This window comes from Nocardioides sp., assembly GCF_014360585.1.
Lineage (GTDB): Bacteria > Actinomycetota > Actinomycetes > Propionibacteriales > Nocardioidaceae > Nocardioides.
Window position 1 is genome coordinate 39009 of sequence record NZ_JACIXG010000015.1, and the last position, 21176, is coordinate 60184.

19 protein-coding genes are annotated in these 21176 nt (G+C 68.6%); 13 read left to right on the plus strand and 6 right to left on the minus strand.

What is annotated here, in order from left to right; genetic code table 11:
• Window positions 1–73 precede the first annotated feature (73 nt).
• Together H5T77_RS07420 and H5T77_RS07425 are read left to right on the plus strand one after the other, a co-directional pair.
• Complete coding sequence (locus H5T77_RS07420; RefSeq protein ID WP_292647082.1) at window positions 74–2134, plus strand: serine/threonine-protein kinase; 2061 nt, start codon at window positions 74–76, stop codon at window positions 2132–2134.
• A gap of 9 nt (window positions 2135–2143) precedes the next feature.
• A complete protein-coding gene (locus H5T77_RS07425; protein ID WP_292647083.1) occupies window positions 2144–2950 on the plus strand; it encodes a 3'(2'),5'-bisphosphate nucleotidase CysQ in 807 nt (268 codons plus the stop codon).
• Window positions 2951–3133: 183 nt separating this feature from the next.
• Here the strand turns inward: H5T77_RS07425 and H5T77_RS07430 are convergent, their stop codons facing one another.
• Window positions 3134–3604, minus strand: a complete 471-nt coding sequence (locus tag H5T77_RS07430) for an SRPBCC family protein (protein WP_292647085.1) — start codon at window positions 3602–3604, stop codon at window positions 3134–3136.
• A gap of 83 nt (window positions 3605–3687) precedes the next feature.
• Here H5T77_RS07430 and H5T77_RS07435 point away from each other — a divergent pair, with 83 nt between their 5' ends.
• Window positions 3688–4185, plus strand: a complete 498-nt coding sequence (locus H5T77_RS07435) for a gluconokinase (protein ID WP_292647087.1) — start codon at window positions 3688–3690, stop codon at window positions 4183–4185.
• A 145-nt stretch (window positions 4186–4330) separates the two neighbouring features.
• Here the strand turns inward: H5T77_RS07435 and H5T77_RS07440 are convergent, their stop codons facing one another.
• Window positions 4331–5227 (minus strand): crotonase/enoyl-CoA hydratase family protein, encoded by an 897-nt coding sequence (locus tag H5T77_RS07440; RefSeq protein WP_292647089.1) that lies wholly within the window; start codon window positions 5225–5227, stop codon window positions 4331–4333.
• A gap of 206 nt (window positions 5228–5433) precedes the next feature.
• On the opposite strand from H5T77_RS07440, the gene H5T77_RS07445 reads away from it, so the two are divergent.
• Together H5T77_RS07445 and H5T77_RS07450 are read left to right on the plus strand one after the other, a co-directional pair.
• Window positions 5434–6573 (plus strand): sensor histidine kinase, encoded by a 1140-nt coding sequence (locus tag H5T77_RS07445; protein ID WP_292647092.1) that lies wholly within the window; start codon window positions 5434–5436, stop codon window positions 6571–6573.
• Window positions 6570–7247, plus strand: a complete 678-nt coding sequence (locus tag H5T77_RS07450) for a response regulator (protein ID WP_292647095.1) — start codon at window positions 6570–6572, stop codon at window positions 7245–7247. The genes H5T77_RS07445 and H5T77_RS07450 overlap by 4 nt, the downstream gene beginning before the upstream one ends.
• A 36-nt stretch (window positions 7248–7283) precedes the next feature.
• Here H5T77_RS07450 and H5T77_RS07455 read toward each other — a convergent pair whose 3' ends face one another.
• From H5T77_RS07455 to H5T77_RS07465, 3 genes are all read right to left on the minus strand, one after another.
• Window positions 7284–8072 (minus strand): ABC transporter permease subunit, encoded by a 789-nt coding sequence (locus tag H5T77_RS07455; protein WP_292647097.1) that lies wholly within the window; start codon window positions 8070–8072, stop codon window positions 7284–7286.
• Complete coding sequence (locus H5T77_RS07460; protein WP_292647099.1) at window positions 8072–8797, minus strand: ABC transporter ATP-binding protein; 726 nt, start codon at window positions 8795–8797, stop codon at window positions 8072–8074. Before H5T77_RS07460 ends, H5T77_RS07455 begins: the two co-directional genes overlap by 1 nt.
• A 95-nt stretch (window positions 8798–8892) precedes the next feature.
• Window positions 8893–10230: an LCP family protein gene (locus H5T77_RS07465; RefSeq protein ID WP_292647101.1), complete on the minus strand. Its 1338-nt coding sequence runs from the start codon at window positions 10228–10230 to the stop codon at window positions 8893–8895.
• Window positions 10231–10391: 161 nt separating this feature from the next.
• Here H5T77_RS07465 and H5T77_RS07470 point away from each other — a divergent pair, with 161 nt between their 5' ends.
• From H5T77_RS07470 to H5T77_RS07505, 8 genes are all read left to right on the plus strand, one after another.
• A complete protein-coding gene (locus H5T77_RS07470; protein WP_292647103.1) occupies window positions 10392–11918 on the plus strand; it encodes an LCP family glycopolymer transferase in 1527 nt (508 codons plus the stop codon).
• 74 nt (window positions 11919–11992) lie between these two features.
• A complete protein-coding gene (locus H5T77_RS07475; RefSeq protein ID WP_292647105.1) occupies window positions 11993–12937 on the plus strand; it encodes a glycosyltransferase in 945 nt (314 codons plus the stop codon).
• Complete coding sequence (locus H5T77_RS07480) at window positions 12934–13833, plus strand: glycosyltransferase (protein ID WP_292647107.1); 900 nt, start codon at window positions 12934–12936, stop codon at window positions 13831–13833. The genes H5T77_RS07475 and H5T77_RS07480 overlap by 4 nt, the downstream gene beginning before the upstream one ends.
• Before the next feature lie 67 nt (window positions 13834–13900).
• The gene (glf, locus tag H5T77_RS07485; RefSeq protein ID WP_292647110.1) at window positions 13901–15094 is read left to right on the plus strand and encodes a UDP-galactopyranose mutase; all 1194 of its coding nucleotides are present in this window, start codon (window positions 13901–13903) and stop codon (window positions 15092–15094) included.
• A complete protein-coding gene (locus H5T77_RS07490; RefSeq protein WP_292647113.1) occupies window positions 15091–17106 on the plus strand; it encodes a glycosyltransferase in 2016 nt (671 codons plus the stop codon). The genes glf and H5T77_RS07490 overlap by 4 nt, the downstream gene beginning before the upstream one ends.
• A complete protein-coding gene (locus tag H5T77_RS07495; protein ID WP_292647116.1) occupies window positions 17090–17989 on the plus strand; it encodes an ABC transporter permease in 900 nt (299 codons plus the stop codon). Before H5T77_RS07490 ends, H5T77_RS07495 begins: the two co-directional genes overlap by 17 nt.
• Entirely contained in the window at window positions 17986–18810 is an 825-nt protein-coding gene (locus tag H5T77_RS07500; protein ID WP_292647119.1) for an ABC transporter ATP-binding protein, read from the plus strand. Before H5T77_RS07495 ends, H5T77_RS07500 begins: the two co-directional genes overlap by 4 nt.
• 267 nt (window positions 18811–19077) lie before the next feature.
• Complete coding sequence (locus H5T77_RS07505) at window positions 19078–20472, plus strand: peptidoglycan recognition protein family protein (RefSeq protein ID WP_292647121.1); 1395 nt, start codon at window positions 19078–19080, stop codon at window positions 20470–20472.
• Here the strand turns inward: H5T77_RS07505 and H5T77_RS07510 are convergent.
• Complete coding sequence (locus tag H5T77_RS07510; protein ID WP_292647124.1) at window positions 20469–21173, minus strand: TIGR03089 family protein; 705 nt, start codon at window positions 21171–21173, stop codon at window positions 20469–20471. The genes H5T77_RS07505 and H5T77_RS07510 overlap by 4 nt on opposite strands.
• Window positions 21174–21176: the final 3 nt, after the last annotated feature.

Consider the following 21176-nt stretch of genomic DNA (forward strand, 5'->3'; position numbering starts at 1 on the left):
GTGAGCAACCTGACATGAACTGACAACTGGATCCTCGACGGGAACGTCCCCCATGCAAACCTCCCCCCAACCCATGATCGCCGGCCGATACGAGCTGCACCGCTTGATCGGGCGAGGCGGTATGGGCGAGGTCTGGCAAGCCATGGATCTCACCCTGCAGCGCTGGGTCGCGGTCAAGGTCGTGAGGACATCCGCCGACCCGACGATGGTCGAGCGATTCCGACGCGAGTCGCTCTCCACCGCGGCCGCCAGCCACCCCGGCACCGTGCAGGTCCACGACGCCGGGATGGAGCAGACCAGCAGCGGGCCGATGGCCTTCCTCGTCATGGAGCTCCTGGCCGGCCCCGACCTCGGTGAGCGCCTGCGCTCCCACGGTCCGCTGATCGCCCGGGAGGCCGGCGAGGTGGTCGTCCAGGCCGCACGTACTCTCGCAGCGGTCCACGGCCAGGGGATCGTCCACCGCGACATCAAGCCCTCCAACCTCGTCTACGACGGCGAGCGCCGGATCAGGATCGTCGACTTCGGGATCGCCCAGCTCGCCCGGCTGGGCGACCAGCGGCTGACCTCCACCCACGATGTCGTCGGCAGCCTCGGCTATCTCTCGCCCGAGCGTGGCTCGGGTGGCGAGGTCGGTCCGCCGAGCGACATCTACTCCCTGGGCTGTGTCTTCTTCGAGATGCTCACCGGGCGGACCCCGTACTCAGGCGGCGCACCGGCCACGATGGTCTACCAGCACGCCAGCGCGCCCATCCCGAGGGTCAGCGGCACGGTCCAGTTGCCGGGGATCATCGACGACCTGGTCGCGATGATGATGGCCAAGGATCCCGAGCAGCGGCCGAACGCCCAGGATGTCGTCGCGGTGCTCACCGGGTCGGGGCCGTTGCCGGTCTTCGACGCGAAGGTGCCGAGGCCGCGTACGACGCACGCATCCGGCCCGATCAGCACCTCCGGTGCGTTCGAGCGAGTGAGTGCGAGCGGCGCGCAGGCGTTCGGTGGGAGCGGATCGTTCCCGGCCGCCGACGCCACCGGGTCGACAGGCGGGTTCGCCAAGATCGGCGCCAGCGGCTCCTTCCCGACAGGCGGGGCGCGGGCTGCGAAGCGCTCTCGCGGCGGTCGTCGGGTGGTGAACATCCTGCTGGCCGTCGCCCTGCTCGGCATCGTCGTCGGCGGCTGGGCGACTTTCGCCGCCTTCCGCAGTGCCTCCGAGGCGGGCCAGGCGGCCGCGATCAGCGAGGCGCTCCCGGAGACCGTCGAGCTCGCCGTCGACGTGATCTTCGAGCGGGACGCGCTGCAGCCGGTCTCGCAGGCGCCGGTCAACGTACGCTCCACGTATCTGCACACCACCGACCTCGCGATCGCGGAGTGGCGGACCGCCGCGGCCGAGATCGACGTCGACAGCGACACCGAGCTGCGGACGCTCCACCAGGACATCACCGAGGTGCTCGACGACTTCGAGCTCTACCGGGTCGAGATGCAGGAAGGCGACCGGGCCAGCCAGGATGCGGCCCGCGAGGTCTACACCGGGCTGGCCGGCGACCTGCTGATGCTTGCGGCGCAGCTGCCGGAGCTGGAGGACGAGACCGGCGACCAGCTCCGCAACATCAGCAGGCTGAAGACGGCCGCGGAGGCGTTCAGCACCGAGCGGGAGCTCATGATGGTGGCGCTGACCGAGAACGAGATCGACACGAAGTCGGTCAAGGAGCTCGTCGACGCCGAGGCTGCGTGGGTCAAGGCGTCCTCGGCGTTCTACTCGGGTGCCTCGCCCGCGTTGCAGGCGGACCTCGACCGGATCTCCGAGGGCACCTTCGACAAGGGTTCGGGTGCGATGATGGTGCAGCGTACGGTCCGCGACGTCGCGGCCAAGGGGAGCGTCGAGGGTGTTGCCAAGGAGCTGCGGGCGGCGTCCAAGGGCGAGCCGATCGTGCGCACCTGGTCCGACGGCGCGGTGGAGTACATCCAGAGTCTTCGCGACGTGATCCTGAAGTCGACCGAGAGCATGGCCAACAACGTCACCGACCAGCACGAGCGTGCCAAGTCGGGTCTCGTCCTTCGCGCCGTGCTGACCGGGGTGGCGCTGGTCGCCGCTCTCGGGCTCGGACTGGGCCTTTATCGGAGTCGCCGGGCGTCTCGATAGAGTGCCGCGGTGACCTTCGATGCCGGTGTGCCCACGCCCGAGATCCTCGCCTCCGATCACCTGCTGGCCGCCTGGCTGGCCGAGACCGCCGGCCGGCGGCTGCTCGAGGTGCGCGCCACCTCCGGTCTCGAGGGCAAGGAGCTCAAGGACGCCGGTGACCTGGCGGCCCACGAGCTGCTGATGGAGCTCGTGGCCGAGCACCGCCCCCAGGACGGTGTCCTGTCCGAGGAGGGCAAGGACTCCAAGGAGCGGCTCGCCCAGGACCGGGTGTGGATCATCGACCCGCTCGACGGGACCCGCGAGTTCTCGGAGCCGCCGCGCGACGACTGGGCGGTGCACGTGGCGCTGTGGGCCTCATCCAACGGTGGAGAGCTGATCGCCGGTGCGGTTGCGCAGCCGGCGCTCGCGGACGCTTCCCTGCAGAGCACCTTCCACACCGGTGCGGCTCCTGTCGTGCCGCCCTCGACCTCGGCTCGTCCCCGGATCGCGGTCTCCCGCAGCCGCCCGCCGGCCTTCGTCGAGGCGCTGGCCGAGGAGCTCGACGCCGAGCTGGTCCCGATGGGGTCGGCCGGGGTGAAGATGATGTCGGTCGTGCGCGACATCTCCGATGCGTACGTCCACGCGGGCGGGCAGTACGAGTGGGACTCCGCAGCCCCCGTCGCCGTCGCCGCCGCTGCCGGGCTGTTCACCTCCCGCATCGACGGCTCGCCGCTGCGCTACAACCAGGACGACGTCTACCTGCCCGATGTCATCGTCTGTCGCCCTGAGCTCTCCGAGCAGATTCTCTCGTTCATCAAGCGGCACGGGGTGGAGTGACCGGTCGGGGCCGCGGAACACTCACTCCGCAGTAGGTAGCCGTTCTGCGGCGAACGAAGATTCGTCCGCCGCCGATCGACCATGCAGAAGGGAACTCTCACGGGTGAAAGAAAAATTTCTTTCACGTGGGGCGGATCCCCAAGCTGGCGAGGGCCGACTAGCCAGGCAGGACGAAAGCAAAGCTCAGGCGCCGACCAACAACTCCTCGAGATCCTCCAGGCTCTGCCGGGCATACCCCTTCCACATCCAGCCGAAGACGGGCATCGCAACGGATGCGGCAGACGAGGTCGGGGTGACGTCCCAGGACCAGGTGATCCGGGTGCCGGTGCCGGCGGGGGAGAAGGACCAGCGGCCGGCGACGTGACCGACCAGGAGCTTGAGCGGGCCGGAGAGCGGCGTGATCTCGTAGGAGAACGAGGACGGGGCATCGATCGCGGTCAGGGTCTCCTGCATCGTCGCGCCGTCGGCGAGGACGATGGTGCGGGTCTGGCCGGCGGTGTCCCAGGTGCTGGCCTGGTCGCGGACCTCGGCGATCGGGCCGATCGCGGCGTACCGGCGGCCGAAGATCTTCGGCAGCGGGGCGGGGAGGACGAGACCGAGGGCCTTCTCGTGCTCGACGGGGACGGCTCGGGATGCTTCGAGGTGCAGTGTCATGACGACGAGCATGGCAGCAATCGGTCGGGGACTCGACGGCACTCCGAGGAGATCGAGTCGCTCTACGCCCGTACGATGGTCTGATGGCGAAACCGGTGGTGGTAGTGATGGGTGTCTCGGGGTCGGGGAAGTCGACGATCGGGGCGGCGATCGCCGGCAGACTCCGGGTGCCGTACGAGGACGCCGACGACCTGCATCCGCAGGCGAACATCGAGAAGATGACCGCCGGGATCGCGCTCGACGACGACGACCGCTATCCGTGGCTGGACGTGGTCGGGGAGTGGCTCGCCAGGCACGCCGAGCGCGGCGGCGTGATGAGCTGCTCGGCGCTGAAGCGGAAATACCGCGACCAGCTCCGCCGTCACCTCCCCGAGGTGACGTTCCTTCACCTGGAGGGCACGCCTGAGGTGATCGCGAGGCGCCAGGCGAGCAGGCCCGGCCACTTCATGCCAGCCACGCTCCTGGAGAGCCAGTTCCGGACGCTGGAGCCGCTCGGCGACGACGAGGCCGGGATCGTCATCGACGTCGCCCAGCCCGTCGACGCCATCGTCGAGGAGTACGCCGCTCAGATCGGCGCCTAGCCCTGCCCGCGAGGCGGCCGACACGCGCCCATCTCGGGTTGGGCACTGCGTGCCGGCCGCGGCCTCACCCGGGTATGGACCAGCGGGCGGGCCTACTTTCGACGGTAACCCAGGATACCCCGGAACAACAGAGGGTTCGCGACCGTCAGTGCAGGTCAGAAGGGCAAAATACGTCCGGGACCTCGGACACCTTCGAGGTGAACTCCGGGTCCCGCTTCTCGCGGAACGCCGCGACTCCCTCCTTGCCGTCTCCGATCGAGCTGTAGAACATCGCCAGCGAGTCGGCCATGTGCGCCTCGAGCGGATGGCGCGCGGAGGCGTTTCGGGTGATCAGCTGCCGGACGAGCGCGGTGCCGACCGGCGAGCGGTTCTGGGTGAACCTCCGGGCCAGCTCGAAGGCGGCGGGCAGCAGCTCGTCGGGCAGGTGGATGCTGCGGACCAGGCCGCCCTCGAGAGCCTGGTCGGGGCCGAGGATCTCCGCGGTGTAGAGCCACTCGAGCGCCCGGGGGATACCCACGACTCGCGGCAGGAAGTAGGACGAGCAGGCCTCGGGGACGATGCCGAGCTTGCCGAAGACGAAGCCGATCTTCGCCTTCGAGGAGGCCAGACGGGCGTCCATCGCGCACAGCATCGTGGCGCCGATGCCGACCGCCGGTCCGTTGATCGCGGCGATCACCGGCTTGGGAAGCGCGTGGATCGCGAGGGTGACCTTGCCGCCCGTGTCACGGACACCCTCGGCGTACTCGGGGTGCTTGGCCGGGTCGGCGAGATGCTCGCCGAGCTTCTCGGGTGTCGGCTGCAGCGACTCGTCGAGGCCGAACACGTTCCCCTCCGCGGACAGGTCCATCCCCGCGCAGAACGCCCGCCCGGCGCCGGTCACGATCACCGCGCGCACCTCGTCCGCCATCGCGTCGATGGTGAAGACCTCCTCCAGCTCGCGCGCCATCGTCACCGTGAACGAGTTGAGCGCGTCGGGGCGGTTGAGGGTCAGGAGCGCGATGCCGTCGGCGTCCACGTCGAAGGTCAGGGTCTCGTAAGCCATGGGTCACAGTCTGCACCGGAGGTCGAGCTTGTCGAGACCCGAGTGTCCGCTGGTCGAGCGTGAGTCGCCGGTGGCCGAGCGTGAGTCGCCGGTGGTCGAGCTTGTCGAGACCCCTGTCCCGTATCCGATCGACCGTGGACAGGCGGGCCTACGTACTGTCGAAAGTCGGTACGCCCCGGCGCGATACGGCAACTACCGTGGAGAGCGTGAGCCTGCTACGCCGTTCCCGCACCTGGCCGCGGTCCCACGTGGCGGAGATGCTGTCGGTGCTCATGGTCGCCGCGGTCGCCGCCGAGCACCTCTACATGAGCGGTGCCAGCCACCCACAGTGGTCGGGCTGGGCGGCGGTGGCCGGCGTCCTCGTCGTCGCGCTCGCGCTGTGGATCCGGCCGAGGCACCCGGCCGTCGCGGTCGCGATCACGTGCGCCCTGGTCGGCGGCACGGTCGTGGTCTTCGACGGCTGGTCCCTGCTCACCTACATCGCCTTCGCGGTCTTCATGAGCTTCCTGGTCGGCAGACATGCCGAGCGGGTGCTGCCGGTGGCGATCGTGGTGGGTGTTGCCGTGGTGACGCTGACGGTGGTCGATGCCGTCGTCAACGGCGGCGGCATTCAGGTGGCGATGGCCGGCAACATGGTCATCTTCATGGCGCTGCCCTGGCTGAGCGGTCGCTATCTGCGCCAGGTCGCGAGCAGCCACTCGACCCAGGTCGAGCAGGCGCAGCTGACCGAGCGCGCCCGGATCGCCCAGGAGATGCACGACTCGCTGGGCCACGAGCTCAGCCTGATCGCGCTGCGAGCCGGCGCCCTCGAGGTGGCGCCGGGGCTCGCCGAGAACCATCAGCAGGCTGCCGGAGCCATTCGCGCGGCCGCCGCCGAGGCCACCGCGCGCCTCGGTGAGATCGTCGGCGTCCTCCGCCCTGCCACCGAGGACGCCCCGCTCGCGCCCGTCTCGGACGGGATCGAGGGCCTGGTCGAGCGCGCCCGTGCGTCGGGGATGGACGTACGCCTGCTGGGCTCGCTCGAGCCCGGAGACAGGGTGCGCGACGCCGCCGCCCACCGCATCGTGCAGGAGGCGCTCACCAACGCTGCCCGACATGCTCCCGGGTCGGCGGTGACGGTCTCGGTGGACACAGATGCCACCGGCGTACGCCTCCGCGTGACCAACGGCCGCGCGACCCTTCCGCCCCGTGCCGGGCCGACGACGGGCCTCGGCCTGGCCGGGCTCGAGGAGGCGGCACATGCCGCCGACGGCAGTCTGCGCCACGGCGCCACCGCCGGTGGCGGCTTCGAGGTGGTCGCAGACCTTCCGGATCGTGCCGACCAGCGCCGCGAGGTGAGCCTGTGATCCGGGTGCTGCTGGCCGACGACGAGGCGATGGTGCGGGCCGGCGTACGCGCGATCCTGGAGACCGACGAGGCGATCGAGGTGGTCGCCGAGGCCGCCGACGGGCGAGAGGCGGTCGACGCGGTCCAGCGGCACCGGCCAGACGTCGCGCTGCTGGATGTCAGGATGCCGCGGATGGACGGCCTGGCCGCCGGCGCCGAGATCGCCCGGACCGCCCCGGCGACCGCGCGGATCATGCTGACCACCTTCTCCGAGGACGCCTACATCGCCCGGGCGCTCGGCGACGGGGCGAGCGGGTTCCTGCTGAAGTCCGGCGATCCGCGCGAGCTGCTCGCGGGCGTGCACGCCGTCGCCGACGGTGCCGCCTTCCTCTCCCCGAGAGTCGCCCAGCGGGTCATCGCCGAGCTCGGCGCCGGCGCGGGCGATCGGATGTCGCGGGCCGCGGACGCGCGGGCCAAGGTCGCCACCCTGACCGACCGCGAGCGCGACGTGATGGCGCTGGTCGGCGCCGGGCACTCCAACGCCGAGATCGGCCGCCGGCTGCATCTGGTGGAAGGCACCGTGAAGGCCTATCTGAGCAGCGCTTTCGGTCGACTCGGCGTACGCAACCGGGTGCAGGCAGCGATCCTCGCCCACGAGGCCGGGCTCGTGAGCGAGGATCCAGCTCCTCGGTGATGGAGTCCCGCGCCGCTGGTCGGGCTTGTCGAGACCTCAGGCGTCTCGCCGGCGGAACACCACGTAGCCGGCCAGGAGCGTGACCACCGACCAGGCGGCGAAGAGCCCGAGACCGCCGGTGGCGTCGTAGGGGAGCCCGTCGTCGAGCCCGAAGAGGGTCGCGATCCCGATGCCGAGGTACTCGGTGCCCGCCGTCCCCGGCAGGTAGTAGGAGACGTCGGTCATCAGGTCCATCCCGCTCATCATCAGCACCATCGGCAGCAGGAAGAGCGCCAGGAAGGCCACGACGAGCGCCCCCGCCGTGCTGCGCAGCGCCACCGCGAGGCCGATGGCCAGTGCGACGACCACGCCCATGTAGACGCTGACCTTGCCGGCCACCGTGGCCACCGAGGAGACGTCGAAGACGCCGTAGTCACCGGCCGCCAGGTAGCCGAGGCCCGCCCCCAGAACGGCGAGCAGCGCCCCGGAGACGAGCGCGACGACCTCGACGACGAGGAGCTTCGCGACCAGCACCCGGCCACGCCGGGGCTCGCACTGCAGGGTGGTGCGCATGCTGCCGGAGGCGTACTCCGCGGTCACCGTCAGCAGCGCCAGCGCGATCAGCGCGAACTGGGTGAACAGCAGCCCAGCGGTGGCGACGTCCTCGACGTGGAGCAGCTGGTCGGCGCGGGACAGGTTGGGGTTCGGGTCGGCGGCGTCGAAGCCCAGCGGAACCGAGTAGAGCGCCATCAGCGCGGCCGCGCCGATGAGGCACCACCAGGTCGAGCGGACCGACCAGAGCTTGGTCCACTCGGATGCGATGGTCGCCAGGAATGGGATCAGCATCAGGCCACCTCGCTTCCCGTGTACTCGACGCTCCCGGCGGTCAGCCGGAAGTACGCCTCCTCGAGCGACCCGTGCCCGGCGACGAAGTCGGCCATCGGGGAGTCAGCGAGCAACCGCCCCCGGCCCAGCACCACCAGATGGTCGGCAGTCTGCTGCATCTCGCTCATCAGGTGGCTGGAGACGAGGACCGTACGCCCCTCCGCGGCGAGCGACCTCAGCAGCTTCCGGATCCACATCACCCCGTCGGGGTCGAGCCCGTTGACCGGCTCGTCGAAGAGCATCACCCGCGGGTCGCCGAGCAGCACGCCCGCGATCCCGAGCCGCTGGCTCATCCCGAGCGAGAGACTGCCTGCTCGGCGCCGAGAGACCCCGGCCAGCCCGACCCGCTCGAGCACCTCGTCGACCCGAGCCACGGGGATCGAGTTGCTCCGCGCCATCGCCAGCAGATGCGTACGCAGCCGACGACCGGGGTGCACCGCCTTGGCGTCCAGCAGCGCGCCGACCTCGCGCAGCGGACGCTGCAGCGAGGCGTACGGACGGCCGTCGATCGTCGCGGTCCCGGACGTGGGCCGGTCCAGGCCGAGGATCATCCGCATCGTGGTCGACTTCCCGGCGCCGTTGGGGCCGAGGAAGCCGGTGACCCGTCCGGGTTCTATCTGCACGGTGAGATCGTCGACCGCGGTGGTCGCGCCGTATCTCTTGGTCAGGTGGTCCAAAGTGATCATGCCTCGAACCTAGGGACGTACGCAGCCGGGCACAGTGGACGAAAAGCAGCCGTCCCTACTGACGAAGGTCAGTAGGGACGGCTGGGCGGAACGGGTTATTCGGGCAGACCCGTCGGCGTGCAGATGTCCGCCGGGATGTCGTCGACGGTGTCGTTCTTGATGTGGCCGAACATCGTCAGCGCGTCCTCCTTGCGCCAGTTGACCGCGAAGTCGCGGATCGGGACGCCACAGGTCATCGCGGAGCCGCCCGCGAGCGCCTTGAACGCCCACAGGAACTGGGCGCCGCCGATGACGCTCATGCCCTCGCCGACCTTGAGCCCGGCGGCGCCCTCGCCCATCTCGGCGAGCTTGAACGGGTTGAGCAGCGTGGCCGGGTTGGTGGCCTTCTTGCCGATCGCCGAGATGACCTCGGTCTGGTTGGCGCCGCGACCCAGGTCGCCGGCCTCGGCCGCGTAGCGGGAGCGCGAGTAGGCGAGCGCGGTGACGCCGTCGACCTCCTGGCAGCCCTTCTGGATGTCCAGGCCGGCCTTGGGGTCCTTCATGTCCTTCTTCGGGCAGATCTCGATGCCACCCACGCCGTCGACGAGCCGGGCCAGACCGCCCATGCCGATCTCGACATAGCCGTCGATGCGGACGCCGGTGTTCTGCTCGATCGTCTGCACCAGCAGCTCGGGCCCGCCGTAGGCGAAGGCCGCGTTGATCTTGGTCTCGCCATGACCCGGGATCGGCACGATGGAGTCACGCGGGAGAGTCACCACGATCGTCTTGCCTGCGCCGGTGTGCAGCAGCTTGATCGTGTCGGTGCGGCTGCCCGCGGCGTCACCGGTGGAGAGCTTCTTCTTCTCCTTGGCGGTCAGACCCTCGCGCGAGTCGCTGGCGACGATGAGGTAGGTCTTGCCCGGCTGGTCCGCAGGGCGCTCGCCCGCGGTCGGCTCGTAGGGGACCTTGTCGACCTTGTTCCAGGCACTGATGCCGATCCAGGCGACCGCGCCGACCAGGATCAGGACCGGGATCATCACGATGGCGACGAACCGGCGGAACGGGTGGCGCTTCTTCGGCTTCGGCGTGCGACCCCCGCGACCGCCGCGACCTCCGCCGTATCCGTCACCCGGACCCCCGGGCCCGCCGTAGCCACCGTTGCCGCCGCCGTACTCGCTCGGCTGGCTCCAGCCGCTCTGCTGGTAGCCCTGGTCATAGCCCTGCTGGGCGTACCCAGGTGTCGGCGCGATCTGCCCAGGCTCGGGCAGTGGCCGGTCGTAGCCACCGCGCGGCGGCGGCGGGGGCGGCGAGCCCGCGTGGGGTCGCCCGACCGTGGGCATGACGTTGGTGGGCTCCGGTCCCGAGGACGGAGCGGGCTGACCGCCACCGTAAGCCCAGCCGTACTGCTGCGACCGGGGATCGTTGGGGTTGCCCGGGTTGCGGGGGTTTGGCATGCGCTCAAAGGTACCGTGCCGCGCCGCTAGAGTTAGACGGCGCGTCGCACCCCTTTGTTACGCGTGTGACTAGTGATACTGACGGGGCAACCCTTTTGCCAGGTAGCCCCCTCGCCCGGCAAAACCCGCCCGGCAAGATGAACCTTCCCGAGGGACCTGTGATGGCTGACCAGAACTACCGGCCCCAGCGTACGGCCGCCGAACGCGCCTCCCGCGTGCGTTTCCGCCGTGCCATGGCGCTGTTGCTGATCACGCTGCTGCTGCCCGGCTCGGCCCAGCTCGTCGCCGGCAACCGCCGCGTCGGCCGGATCGCGATCTGGACCGTCATCGGTCTCGCGGTCACCGCCGGGCTGATCTTCGGGATCTCCCTGCTGTGGCACGGCCTGATCTTCCAGCTCGGCACAAGGCCGTGGCTGCTGGGCCTGTTCCGCATCGTGCTCATCGCCGGCGCCGTCGCCTGGGCCGGCCTCTTCATCGACGCCTGGCGCCTGGGCCGCCCGCTCGAGCTCGATCTCAAGCAGCGCCGCATCGTGGTCGCGATCAACGGCGCGCTGGCCTTCTCCGTCGCCGCGACCCTGATCTTCGGCGCCCACCTGGTCGGCGTGCACAAGAGCATGGTCGAAGCGATCTTCGCCGGCGCCGAGGCCGCCGAGGCCCACAACGGCCGCTTCAACATCCTGCTCGCCGGCGCCGACTCCGACGGCGGGAAGACCCGCTGGGGCCTGCGCCCCGACTCGCTCACCGTCGCCTCGATCGATGCCGTGACCGGACGCACGGTGCTCATCGGCCTGCCCCGCAACATGCAGAACTTCAACTTCGACGACGGCTCGCCGATGGACAAGGAGTTCCCGCGCGGCTTCGACTGCGACGGCTGCTACCTCAACGGCGTGAGCACCTGGGCAGGTGAGCACAAGGAGCTCTACAAGGACGAGAAGGACCCCGGCATGGCTGCCACCGTGGACGCCGTCGAGGGCATCACCGACCTGCAGATGAGCTACTACGCCATCGTCGACCTCAACGGCTTCGAGGAGATCGTGGACGCCATCGGGGGAGTCACCCTGAAGGTCCGCCAGCCGATCCCGGTCGGCATCCCAACCGACAGCTTCTACACCCACATCGAGCCCGGGACGAAGAAGCTCGACGGGTGGGAGACCCTCTGGTACGCCCGGGCTCGCCACGACTCCGACGACTACTCCCGGATGGCCCGCCAGAAGTGCGTCCTGAACGCGATCCTGCAGCAGACCAGCCCCGCGGACGTCGTACGCCACTACCAGGACGTCGCGAAGGCGACCGGGTCGACGATCACCACGAGCGTGCCCCCGAGCGAGATCGAGCGCTTCTCCGCGCTGGCATTCAAGGCCAAGTCGCAGAAGATCTCGACGCTCTCGCTGGTGCCGCCCCTGGTCAACACCTCCGACCCGGACATGTCCGACATCCACGCCGAGGTGCGCAAGGCCGTGAAGAAGGCCACTCCGAAGAAGGAGGAGATCTTCGAGTCCCCCGGCACCGACGGCGAGACCAAGGCACCCACCCAGAAGGCCGATGGCAAGACCGACGGCAAGACCAAGTCGGCTGGCGACGCCGAGGCCGGCTCCGACAAGGGTGGTCCGGTCACCGGTGGCTCCCTGGGCTCGCGCAACAAGGGCTACCAGGCCAACGAGACCGACGACCTCGCCTCGGCGTGTTGAACAACGGGTTAACCGCAGGTCGCAGCGACTCGCTGATTCCCGGGTTCCACTGCGGTCGCGGCTAGTCTGGATCCGTGCCAGGGAGCAATCGTGTCGCCGCGGTCGTGGTGACCTTCAACCGACTCGAGCTGCTGCAGCGACTGCTGGAGCGGCTCGACGGGGTCGACGGCCTCGACGAGGTGATCGTCATCGACAACGCCTCCACCGACGGTACGTCGCAGTGGCTCGCCGGGCTCGACGGTGCCGAAGGGGGCTCGACAGGCTCGACCACCGGAACAACGGTCGTCGCTCGCACCCTGACGCGCAACAGCGGCGGTGCCGGCGGCTTCCACGACGGCCTGGAGATCGCGATCGAGCGCGGGGCCGACCTGGTCTGGCTGATGGACGACGACGGCCTGCCCGACCCCGACTGCCTCGACCTCCTGCTGAAGCAGACCGACCTGGACTTCTGGGGGCCGCTCGTGGTCGACGAGGACGACCCCGGCCGTCTGGTCTTCCCGATCCGGATCCCCGGCCGCTCGAAGGTCGTGCACCAGCTCGCCGACGTCGAGGCAGCGGCCACCGACGGCCTGATCAAGGACATCGTGATCCCGTTCAACGGCGTCCTGGTCACCCGCGACCTCGTGGAGCGGATCGGCTACCCCCGTGCGGAGTACTTCATCTGGGGCGACGACCACGAATACCGCCTCCGCGCCGAGAAGGCCGGGGCTCGGATCGCGACCGTCGTCGGCGCCCAGGTGCGCCACCCGGCCGTGGGCGACCTCGGCACCCCGATGGCGTGGGGGAGAGCGACGTACAACCACACGCCGAGCGACCTGAAGCACTACTGCATGGCTCGCAACAACCTGCTCAACCTGCGCGACTACCGAGGGTGGCCCTTCGCTTTGGCTTTCGTCGCGAAGACTCTATGGTTCTACCTGCTCACCAAGCCGCAGCCGAAGCGGATTCGGCTATCTGTGCAGGCGTGGTGGGCGGCCGTCCGGGGGGACTTCAGTGGACACGAGAGGTTCCTTCGTTGAGCACCACCCGTGAGACGGTCGCGATCGTCGTCGTCACCTACAACCGCGCCGACATGCTGCGCGGGCTGCTCGACGGGCTCACCAAGCTCGACCAGCCCGCCGACGCGGTGATCGTCGTGAACAACGCCTCCACCGACCACACCGCCCAGGTCCTGGCCGAGGCGGTCACGCCCAATCTTCAGGTGATCGACAGCCCGGAGAACCTCGGCGGCGCCGGCGGTTTCCATCTCGGCACCAAGGCCGCGGTCGAGCAGGGCTGGGACCGCCTCTATCTGATCGACGACGACGTCGTCCCTGCCCACGACTGCCTCGAGGTGCTGCTGGCCCAGGACGAGGACTGCCTCTTCTCGGTCCGCGAGGACCGCAACGGCAAGCTGATCGAGCTGGCCGCGCTCAAGTTCGACCTGCGCAACCCGCTCGCGATCAAGCCCAAGACCGCCTCGGTCATGGACACCTACCCGACCCGGGACGCGCTTCCCGAGCGGGTCGCGGTCGAGAACGTCGCCTTCGAGGGCTTCATGATCCGCCGCAGCGTCCTGGAGGAGATCGGCCTCCCCGATCCGTCCTACTTCATCTTCTACGACGACGTGGATCTCGCGATCCGCGCCCGCCGCGCCGGCCGCACCATCTGGGCCGTACGCGACGCGGTGCTCGTGCGACAGCTCGACTTCAGCCAGCAGCACGACCTGGCCGGCTGGAAGGGCTTCTACATGTACCGCAACCTCTTCGTCGTCCACTTCCGCTACGGCGAGAACGTCCTCGTACGCCTCAAGCCCTGGCTCATCACCGCGGCTGTGGTCCTCCTCAGCCCCCTGCGCGGCGGCAAGCACGAGGCCGTCAACGTGATCAAGGCCCTGCGCGCCGCGCGGGACATGCGCACCCTGCCCAAATCTTGAACGTCCCATCCTTCTGAACGAACTCCCTGTCCAACTCATCACCCACAGAGACCTAGACTGAGCGATCGTGTCCTTCCCTGAAACCACTCCTGACCTCGTCGTCGTCGGCTCCGGCCTCTTCGGCCTGACCATCGCCGAGCGCGCCGCCTCCGAGCTGGGCAAGAAGGTGCTCATCATCGAGCGCCGCCACCACATCGGTGGCAACGCCTACTCCGAGTTCGACGAGGAGACCGGCATCGAGGTGCACAAGTACGGCACCCACCTCTTCCACACCTCCAACCAGAAGGTGTGGGACTACGTACGGAAGTTCACCGACTTCACCGACTACAAGCACAAGGTGTTCGGGAAGTACAAGGGGCAGGTCTACTCCCTGCCGATGAACCTGGCGCTGATCAACCAGTTCTTCGGGAAGTCGCACACTCCCGACGAGGCGCGCGCGCTGATCGCCGAGCAGGCCAGCGAGTTCAAGACCGAGGACGCCCAGAACCTCGAGGAGAAGGCGATCTCGCTGATCGGCCGCCCGCTCTACGAGGCCTTCATCAAGGGCTACACCGCGAAGCAGTGGGAGAAGGACCCGACGGAGCTGTCGCCCGACATCATCACGCGCCTCCCGGTCCGCTACACCTTCGACAACCGCTACTTCAACGACAAGTACGAGGGTCTGCCGGTCGACGGCTACACCGCGTGGCTGGAGCGGATGGCGGACCACCCGAACATCACCGTCATGCTCGACACCGACTTCTTCACCGTGGTCGACGACTTCAAGGGCAAGGTCCCGATCGTCTACACCGGTCCGGTCGACGAGTACTTCGACTTCTCCGCCGGCAAGCTCTCCTGGCGCACCGTGGACCTCGACTCCGAGATCCTCGACGTCGACGACTACCAGGGCACCGGCGTGGTGAACGCCAACGACCCCGAGGTCCCGTTCACCCGTGAGCTGGAGTTCAAGCACCTTCACCCCGAGCGCGCCGACCGCTACAAGCCGGGCAAGACGATCGTGGTGAAGGAGTACAGCCGATTCGCCCAGGAGGGCGACGAGCCGTACTACCCGATCAACACCGCCGACAACCGCGAGAAGATCCTGGTCTACCGCGACCTGGCCAAGAAGGAGCCCATGGTGCTCTTCGGCGGCCGCCTCGGCACCTACAAGTACCTCGACATGCACATGGCGATCGCCTCGGCGCTCACCATGTTCGAGAACAAGCTCCGTCCCCACTTCGAGGACGGCACCCCGCTCACCTCCGGAGGCGTTGACGAATGAGCGTGACCCGACTGCTCCAGCGGCAGATCCTGCCCCTGGACCGTGACTCCGACGTACTCCCGCTCTACGTCGACAACCAGGCTGCCATCCTCGACGCGGACAAGTACGAGGTCGGCTCCGACAAGACGGCTCAGGCGCTGAACAACGCCCAGATCCGTCAGTCGATCAACGACGGGACCCAGATCCACCCCGACCAGATCGAGTCGCGTACGGCGCTGCGGATCCTGAAGAGCGAGCGGCTCTCGCTCGGCACCTACTTCAACGCGTTCCCGGCCAGCTACTGGCGTCGGCACACCGTGGTCAGCGACGTGAAGCTGACCGTCGCGCTCCAGGGCCGCGGCGCGAGCGTGATCGTCTACAAGTCGATGGCCAACGGCCGCTCCCAGCGCGTCGACGCCGCCGACACCGGCACGAACCCCGAGGGCACCTTCACCTTCGACCTGCCGCTGAAGCCGTTCGTCGACGGCGGCTGGTACTGGTACGACGTCGTCGCCTCCGACGAGGACGCCGTCATCACCTCGGCCGAGTGGACCGCGGAGGTCCCCGACGACCGTGCCGAGCACGGCACGGTCGACATCTGCGTCACCACGATGAACAAGCCCGACTTCTGCGCCAAGCTGCTCGCGCAGATGGGTGAGGACGAGGCGCTGCGCCCCTACCTCGACACCGTCTTCGTGATGGAGCAGGGCACCAAGAAGGTCGCCGACGACGTCGAGTTCCCCGCGGCCGAGAAGGCCCTGGGCGACCTGCTGCACATCATCGAGCAGGGCAACCTGGGCGGCTCCGGCGGCTACGCGCGCGGTCAGCTCGAGTCGCTGCGCAAGGGCACCGCGACGTACGCCCTGATGATGGACGACGACGTCGTCTGCGAGCCCGAGGGCATCATCCGCGCGGTCACCTTCGGTGACCTCGCCAAGCGGCCGACCATCGTCGGCGGCCACATGTTCTCGCTCTACGCCAAGTCCCGACTGCACTCCTACGGCGAGATCGTCCAGCCGTGGCGGTTCTGGTGGCAGTCGGCTCCCGGCGTCTTCGGCGACTGGGACCTCGGCGCCCGCAACCTGCGGTCGACCCGCTGGCTGCACAAGCGCGTCGACGTCGACTTCAACGGCTGGTTCATGTGCCTGATCCCGCGCAAGGTGATCGAGGAGATCGGGCTCTCGCTGCCGGTCTTCATCAAGTGGGACGACTCCGAGTACGGCCTGCGCGCCAAGGAGGCCGGCTTCCCGACCGTGTCGTTCCCGGGTGCGGCCGTGTGGCACGTCCCGTGGACCGACAAGAACGACGCCCTCGACTGGCAGTCCTACTTCCACCAGCGCAACCGCTTCGTCGCCGCGCTGCTGCACTCGATCTATGACGACGGCGGCCGGATGGTCACCGAGTCGTTCTCCCACCAGGTCAAGCACCTGGTCTCGATGCAGTACTCCACCGTCAAGCTGCGCCACCAGGCGCTGCTCGACGTGCTCGCCGGCCCCGACAAGCTCCACGAGACCCTCGCGACCCAGCTTCCCGCCGTACGCCAGATGGTCAAGGACTTCCCGGACGCGCAGCTCAAGGCAGACCGTGACGAGTTCCCGCCCGTGCGCCGCCACAAGCCGCCGCGCAAGGGCAAGGAGGACACCGACGTCCCGACCAACCGCGAGGTCAAGCTGGCCGCGCTCAAGGCGCCGATCCGGCAGCTCATGAAGCCGCGCAAGCTCTCCACGGAGTTCCCCGAGGCCGAGCTCGCCGCGATGGACAACCAGTGGTACCGGATCACCAAGTACGACAGCGCCATCGTGTCGATGAACGACCAGCAGGGTGCTGCCTTCTACCGCCGTGACAAGAAGCTCTTCAACCAGATGCTGAGGGACACCATCAAGGTGCACCGCCAGCTCAAGCGGCGCTGGCCCAAGCTGGCCGAGGAGTACCGTTCCAAGCTCAGCGAGTTCACCTCGCCCGAAGCCTGGGAGAAGACCTTCGAACCGTGGGCGGCCGCTGAGGAGAAGGGGTCCGATGGCAACCGGAGTTGATGAACGTCCCGTACGGATCGTCGACGCACCGCTGGCCCCGCCGGCGGAGAACCTCGGGCTGCTCTCGGTCTTCAAGCGCCGCTATCTCCTCAAGCTGCTCGTGCAGCGGGAGATCAGCGGTCGCTACTCCAACTCGATCCTCGGAGTCTTCTGGTCCTACATCAACCCGCTGACGCAGTTCTGCGTCTACTGGTTGTTCATGGGCAAGATCATGGGCGCCGACAAGGGGATGGAGTACTACCCGATCCACCTCTTCGCCGGCCTGGTGATCGTCCACTTCTTCACCGAGACCTTCGGGGCGGGGACCCGCTCCCTGCTCGGCAACAAGGGTCTGCTGAAGAAGATGGCGATGCCGAAGGAGATGTTCCCGGTCGCCTCGATGCTGGTCTCGCTCTACCACCTCGTGCCGGCGACCCTGATCCTGATCGTCGTCTGCGTGCTCAGCGGATGGACCCCGACGTGGGAAGCGGTTCCCTCGCTCCTGCTCGCGCTCGGCATCGTGATGGCGCTGGGGACGGCACTGGCGCTGGTCTTCAGCCTCGCCAACGTCTTCTTCCGTGACTTCGGCAGTGCGGTCAACATCGTGACCAACTACATCCGGTTCGGCGTACCGATGATGTATCCGTTCTCGATGATCGTGGACTTCCTCGGTGACAAGTCCTGGATCTATCTGCTCAACCCGATCTCGGATGCCGTCCTGCTCTTCCAGCAGGCCTTCTGGATCGGGGTTACCAAGGACCCCGAGGCGACCGCCGCCAAGCACCTGCCCGACAACCTGTGGATGTGGGGCCTGGGGGCGTTCGGTGCCTCGCTGGTGCTGCTGGTGATCGCCCAGGTGATCTTCAGCAAGTACGAGAACAAGATCCCGGAGCGCCTGACATGACCCTTCGACAGGCTCAGGACGCCGGCGCCGCGGACTCGATCGTGGTGGACGGGGTCACCAAGCACTTCACGCTCCGCTATCACCGCAGCATCAAGGACATCACCGTCGCCAAGATGAAGGGGCGGGCGATCTCGAACACCTTCAAGGCGCTCGACGACGTCACCTTCACGATCAAGCAGGGCGAGTCGGTCGGGCTCATGGGGCTCAACGGCTCCGGCAAGTCGACGCTGCTGAAGCTGATCAGCGGCGTGATGCGCCCCGACACGGGTTCGGTGAAGACGCGTGGTCAGATCGCCGGCCTGATCGCGACCGGTGCGGGCTTTCACCCGCAGCTCTCCGGCAGGGAGAACATCTTCCTCAACGCGGCGATCTACGGGCTCTCCGAAGAGGAGACCGCCGAGATCTATGACGACGTCGTGAAGTTCGCCGAGCTCGGTGACCACCTCAACTCGCCGGTCGGCAACTACTCCTCGGGGCAGTACTCGCGCCTGGGGTTCTCGGTCGCCGTCCACATCGACTCCGACATCTTCCTCGCCGACGAGGTTCTCGCCGTCGGTGACAAGCCCTTCAAGAAGAAGTGCATGGAGAAGATGGAGGAGATCCGCGACAGCGGCCGGACCGTGGTCTACGTCAGCCACGCCGCCGGCTCGGTCAAGCGGATGTGCGATCGCGTCATCTGCCTGGAGAGCGGCCGGCTGGTCTTCGACGGCGACGTCGACGAGGGCATCGAGTATCTCCACTACGGTGAGGACGACGGCAAGAGCTCGGCAGCGCAGAAGCGGCTCGACGCCGCCGACAGCGCGCTCGGCGCGGAAGTCTGAGGCCGAGCCTGCGACCGGCGACGAAGTCGCCGGGTCGCAACGCGAGGCGATCGAGCGAGCGCAGCGGGTGAGCTTGCGAACCCGCGAAGCGGGTCGAGATCCACAGCTTGCGCGGGTCGAGATCCCAGCCTGAGGAAACATACGGCAGAAGCAGGTGCAGGAGCCCGCGAGGAATTACAGATCTGTAGTTCCTCGCGGGCTCTTCCCTTTGCGTGTGGCTGATGTGAAAGATGTTTCCTGGTGTTACGGAACCAGGGGGATCCAGACATGTTTTCGCAGGCTGGGCAACGCAAGGTGGGCGACGTTCAGCGGGCTCGCTCTCGCTACGTCGTCTCGACCCAGCAGCTGCTCGTGCTCGGGGTCGTCATGGCGGCGCTGTTCCCGGCGAGCACCGTCGTCGACCTGAGAGTGGTCCGCCCGGGCGAGGTCCCGGTGTCAGGAAGCCCGGTGGCCGCGCCGGCGGCGGCACAGGTGCCCGCGGACGCGGTGCGAGCACATCTCGAGGAGATCTCGCTGACCGCGCCCTTGGCCGAGGGACGGAAGTCCGGGCGCGGTGCTGTCGGCCGACTCACCGCGGAGGCGAAGACGGCCGCGTCCAGAGATGACGCGGTGACCGTGACCAGCCTGCCCCAGCCGGTCGACGGCTTCGTGACGGTCGGGCTCACCTGGGCGCCCGGCGCGGTCGTCCCGGAGGATGCGGTCGGGGCCGACGTACGCACGCTGGTGGACGGGACCTGGAGCGACTGGCAGGCGCTGGACGTCCACGTCGACGACCACGCTCCTGATCCCGCCTCCGCTGAGGCCGACGGGTCACGGCCCGGCACCATGGAGGCGGTCGTCGGCGAGGTCGACCAGGTGCAGACGCGGCTGCGGCTGAGCGGCGCGCAGGTGCCCGCCGACCTCAGGCTGGCCGTGGTCACGCCCGGGGAGACGGCCACGACCCGCAGCGAGTCGCCCGAGATCGACACCGGGGCCGATGACGCCCCGGAGCCGGCCGAGGACGGCGGGGACGTTGTGGATGCGGAGAACGTCGAGGAGGGGGAGGCGGCAACCTTGTCGGCGGCTGCAGACACCCCCAAGCCCAGCATCTACAGCCGCCGCCAGTGGGGCGCCGACGAGGGCATACGCGAGGCGGGTCCGCCCAGCTACCACGAGGTCCGCGGTGGGTTCGTGCACCACAGCGTCAACACCAACTCCTACACCAGGGATCAGGTGCCGGGGATCATCCGGAGCATCTACGCCTACCACGTGCAGAGCCGCGGCTGGCGCGACCTCGGCTACAACTTCCTGATCGACAGGTTCGGCGGCATCTGGGAGGGCCGCTACGGCGGCGTCGATCGCCCCGTCGTGGGCGCCCATACCTCGGGCTACAACAGCCATGGCTTCGGCACCTCCGCGATCGGCAACTTCGATGAGGTCGCGCCCCCGGCGGCGCTGGTCAACGCCTTCGCCACGCTGTTCGCCTGGAAGCTGTCGCTGCACGGTGTGCCCGGCGACCAGGGCTCGACGCGGATGGGCGACCGCACCTTCTCGCACGCGATCATGGGCCATCGCGACGCCGGCTCCACGGTATGCCCGGGCCGCTACCTCTACCCCGAGCTGAGCACGATCCGCTCACAGGCGGCCTCCAATCAGGAGGCCTGGGCCGCGCGCGCCGACTAGTTCCTGGTCGGGCCCTGAGCCCGCTCGTTCTCCGCGAGAACGACGAGGCGCTCGTCGGTCGCGTTGGTGACCAGCACCAGGGAGCCACCGCCGGCGAGCAGGGAGGCGAGGAGCTCGGCGCCCGCCGGTGAGGCGGAGGGGACGGTGGAGAGCAGCCGTTCGGCCTTTCCGTCGCCTCCGAACAGGTCTGCGTGGCTGGTCTCGACGCCGGCCCACGAGGTGGCCGGATCGTCCGCGGTGGGCGGGTCCAAGGGGGTGAACGCGTCCGGCTGCCCCCAGACCTCGATGCCGACGTCGTGGACGTCCTGCGGGAGCGGGTCGGCGAAGCGTACGCCGAACGGCAGCAGGGAGCAGGCCAGCGTCAGCCGCTTCTCGGCGCCATCTGCCCAGGTCGCCAGTGTCTCGGGCCCGCAGACGACGGCGTCGGGACTATCGTGATCGGTCACCACGAGCCCGGTGTTCCAGGCGGCGCCGAGGAACACCGTGGCCAGCCAGTGCGTGGGCAGGTCGATGCGGATGCTGTCGCCGCGTTCGAGGCCGTGCTCGTCGACGAGCAGGCCGGAGGCCTTGGCCACCCAGTTGGCGTACGTCGTGGTCGACAGCTCCTGGCGCTCGCCGCTCGCTTCGTCGTAGAAGGTCACCAACGGGCCGCCGGGGTCTGTCCGCAGGGCTTGGGCGAGGGTCTCGGGATAGGTCTGCACATC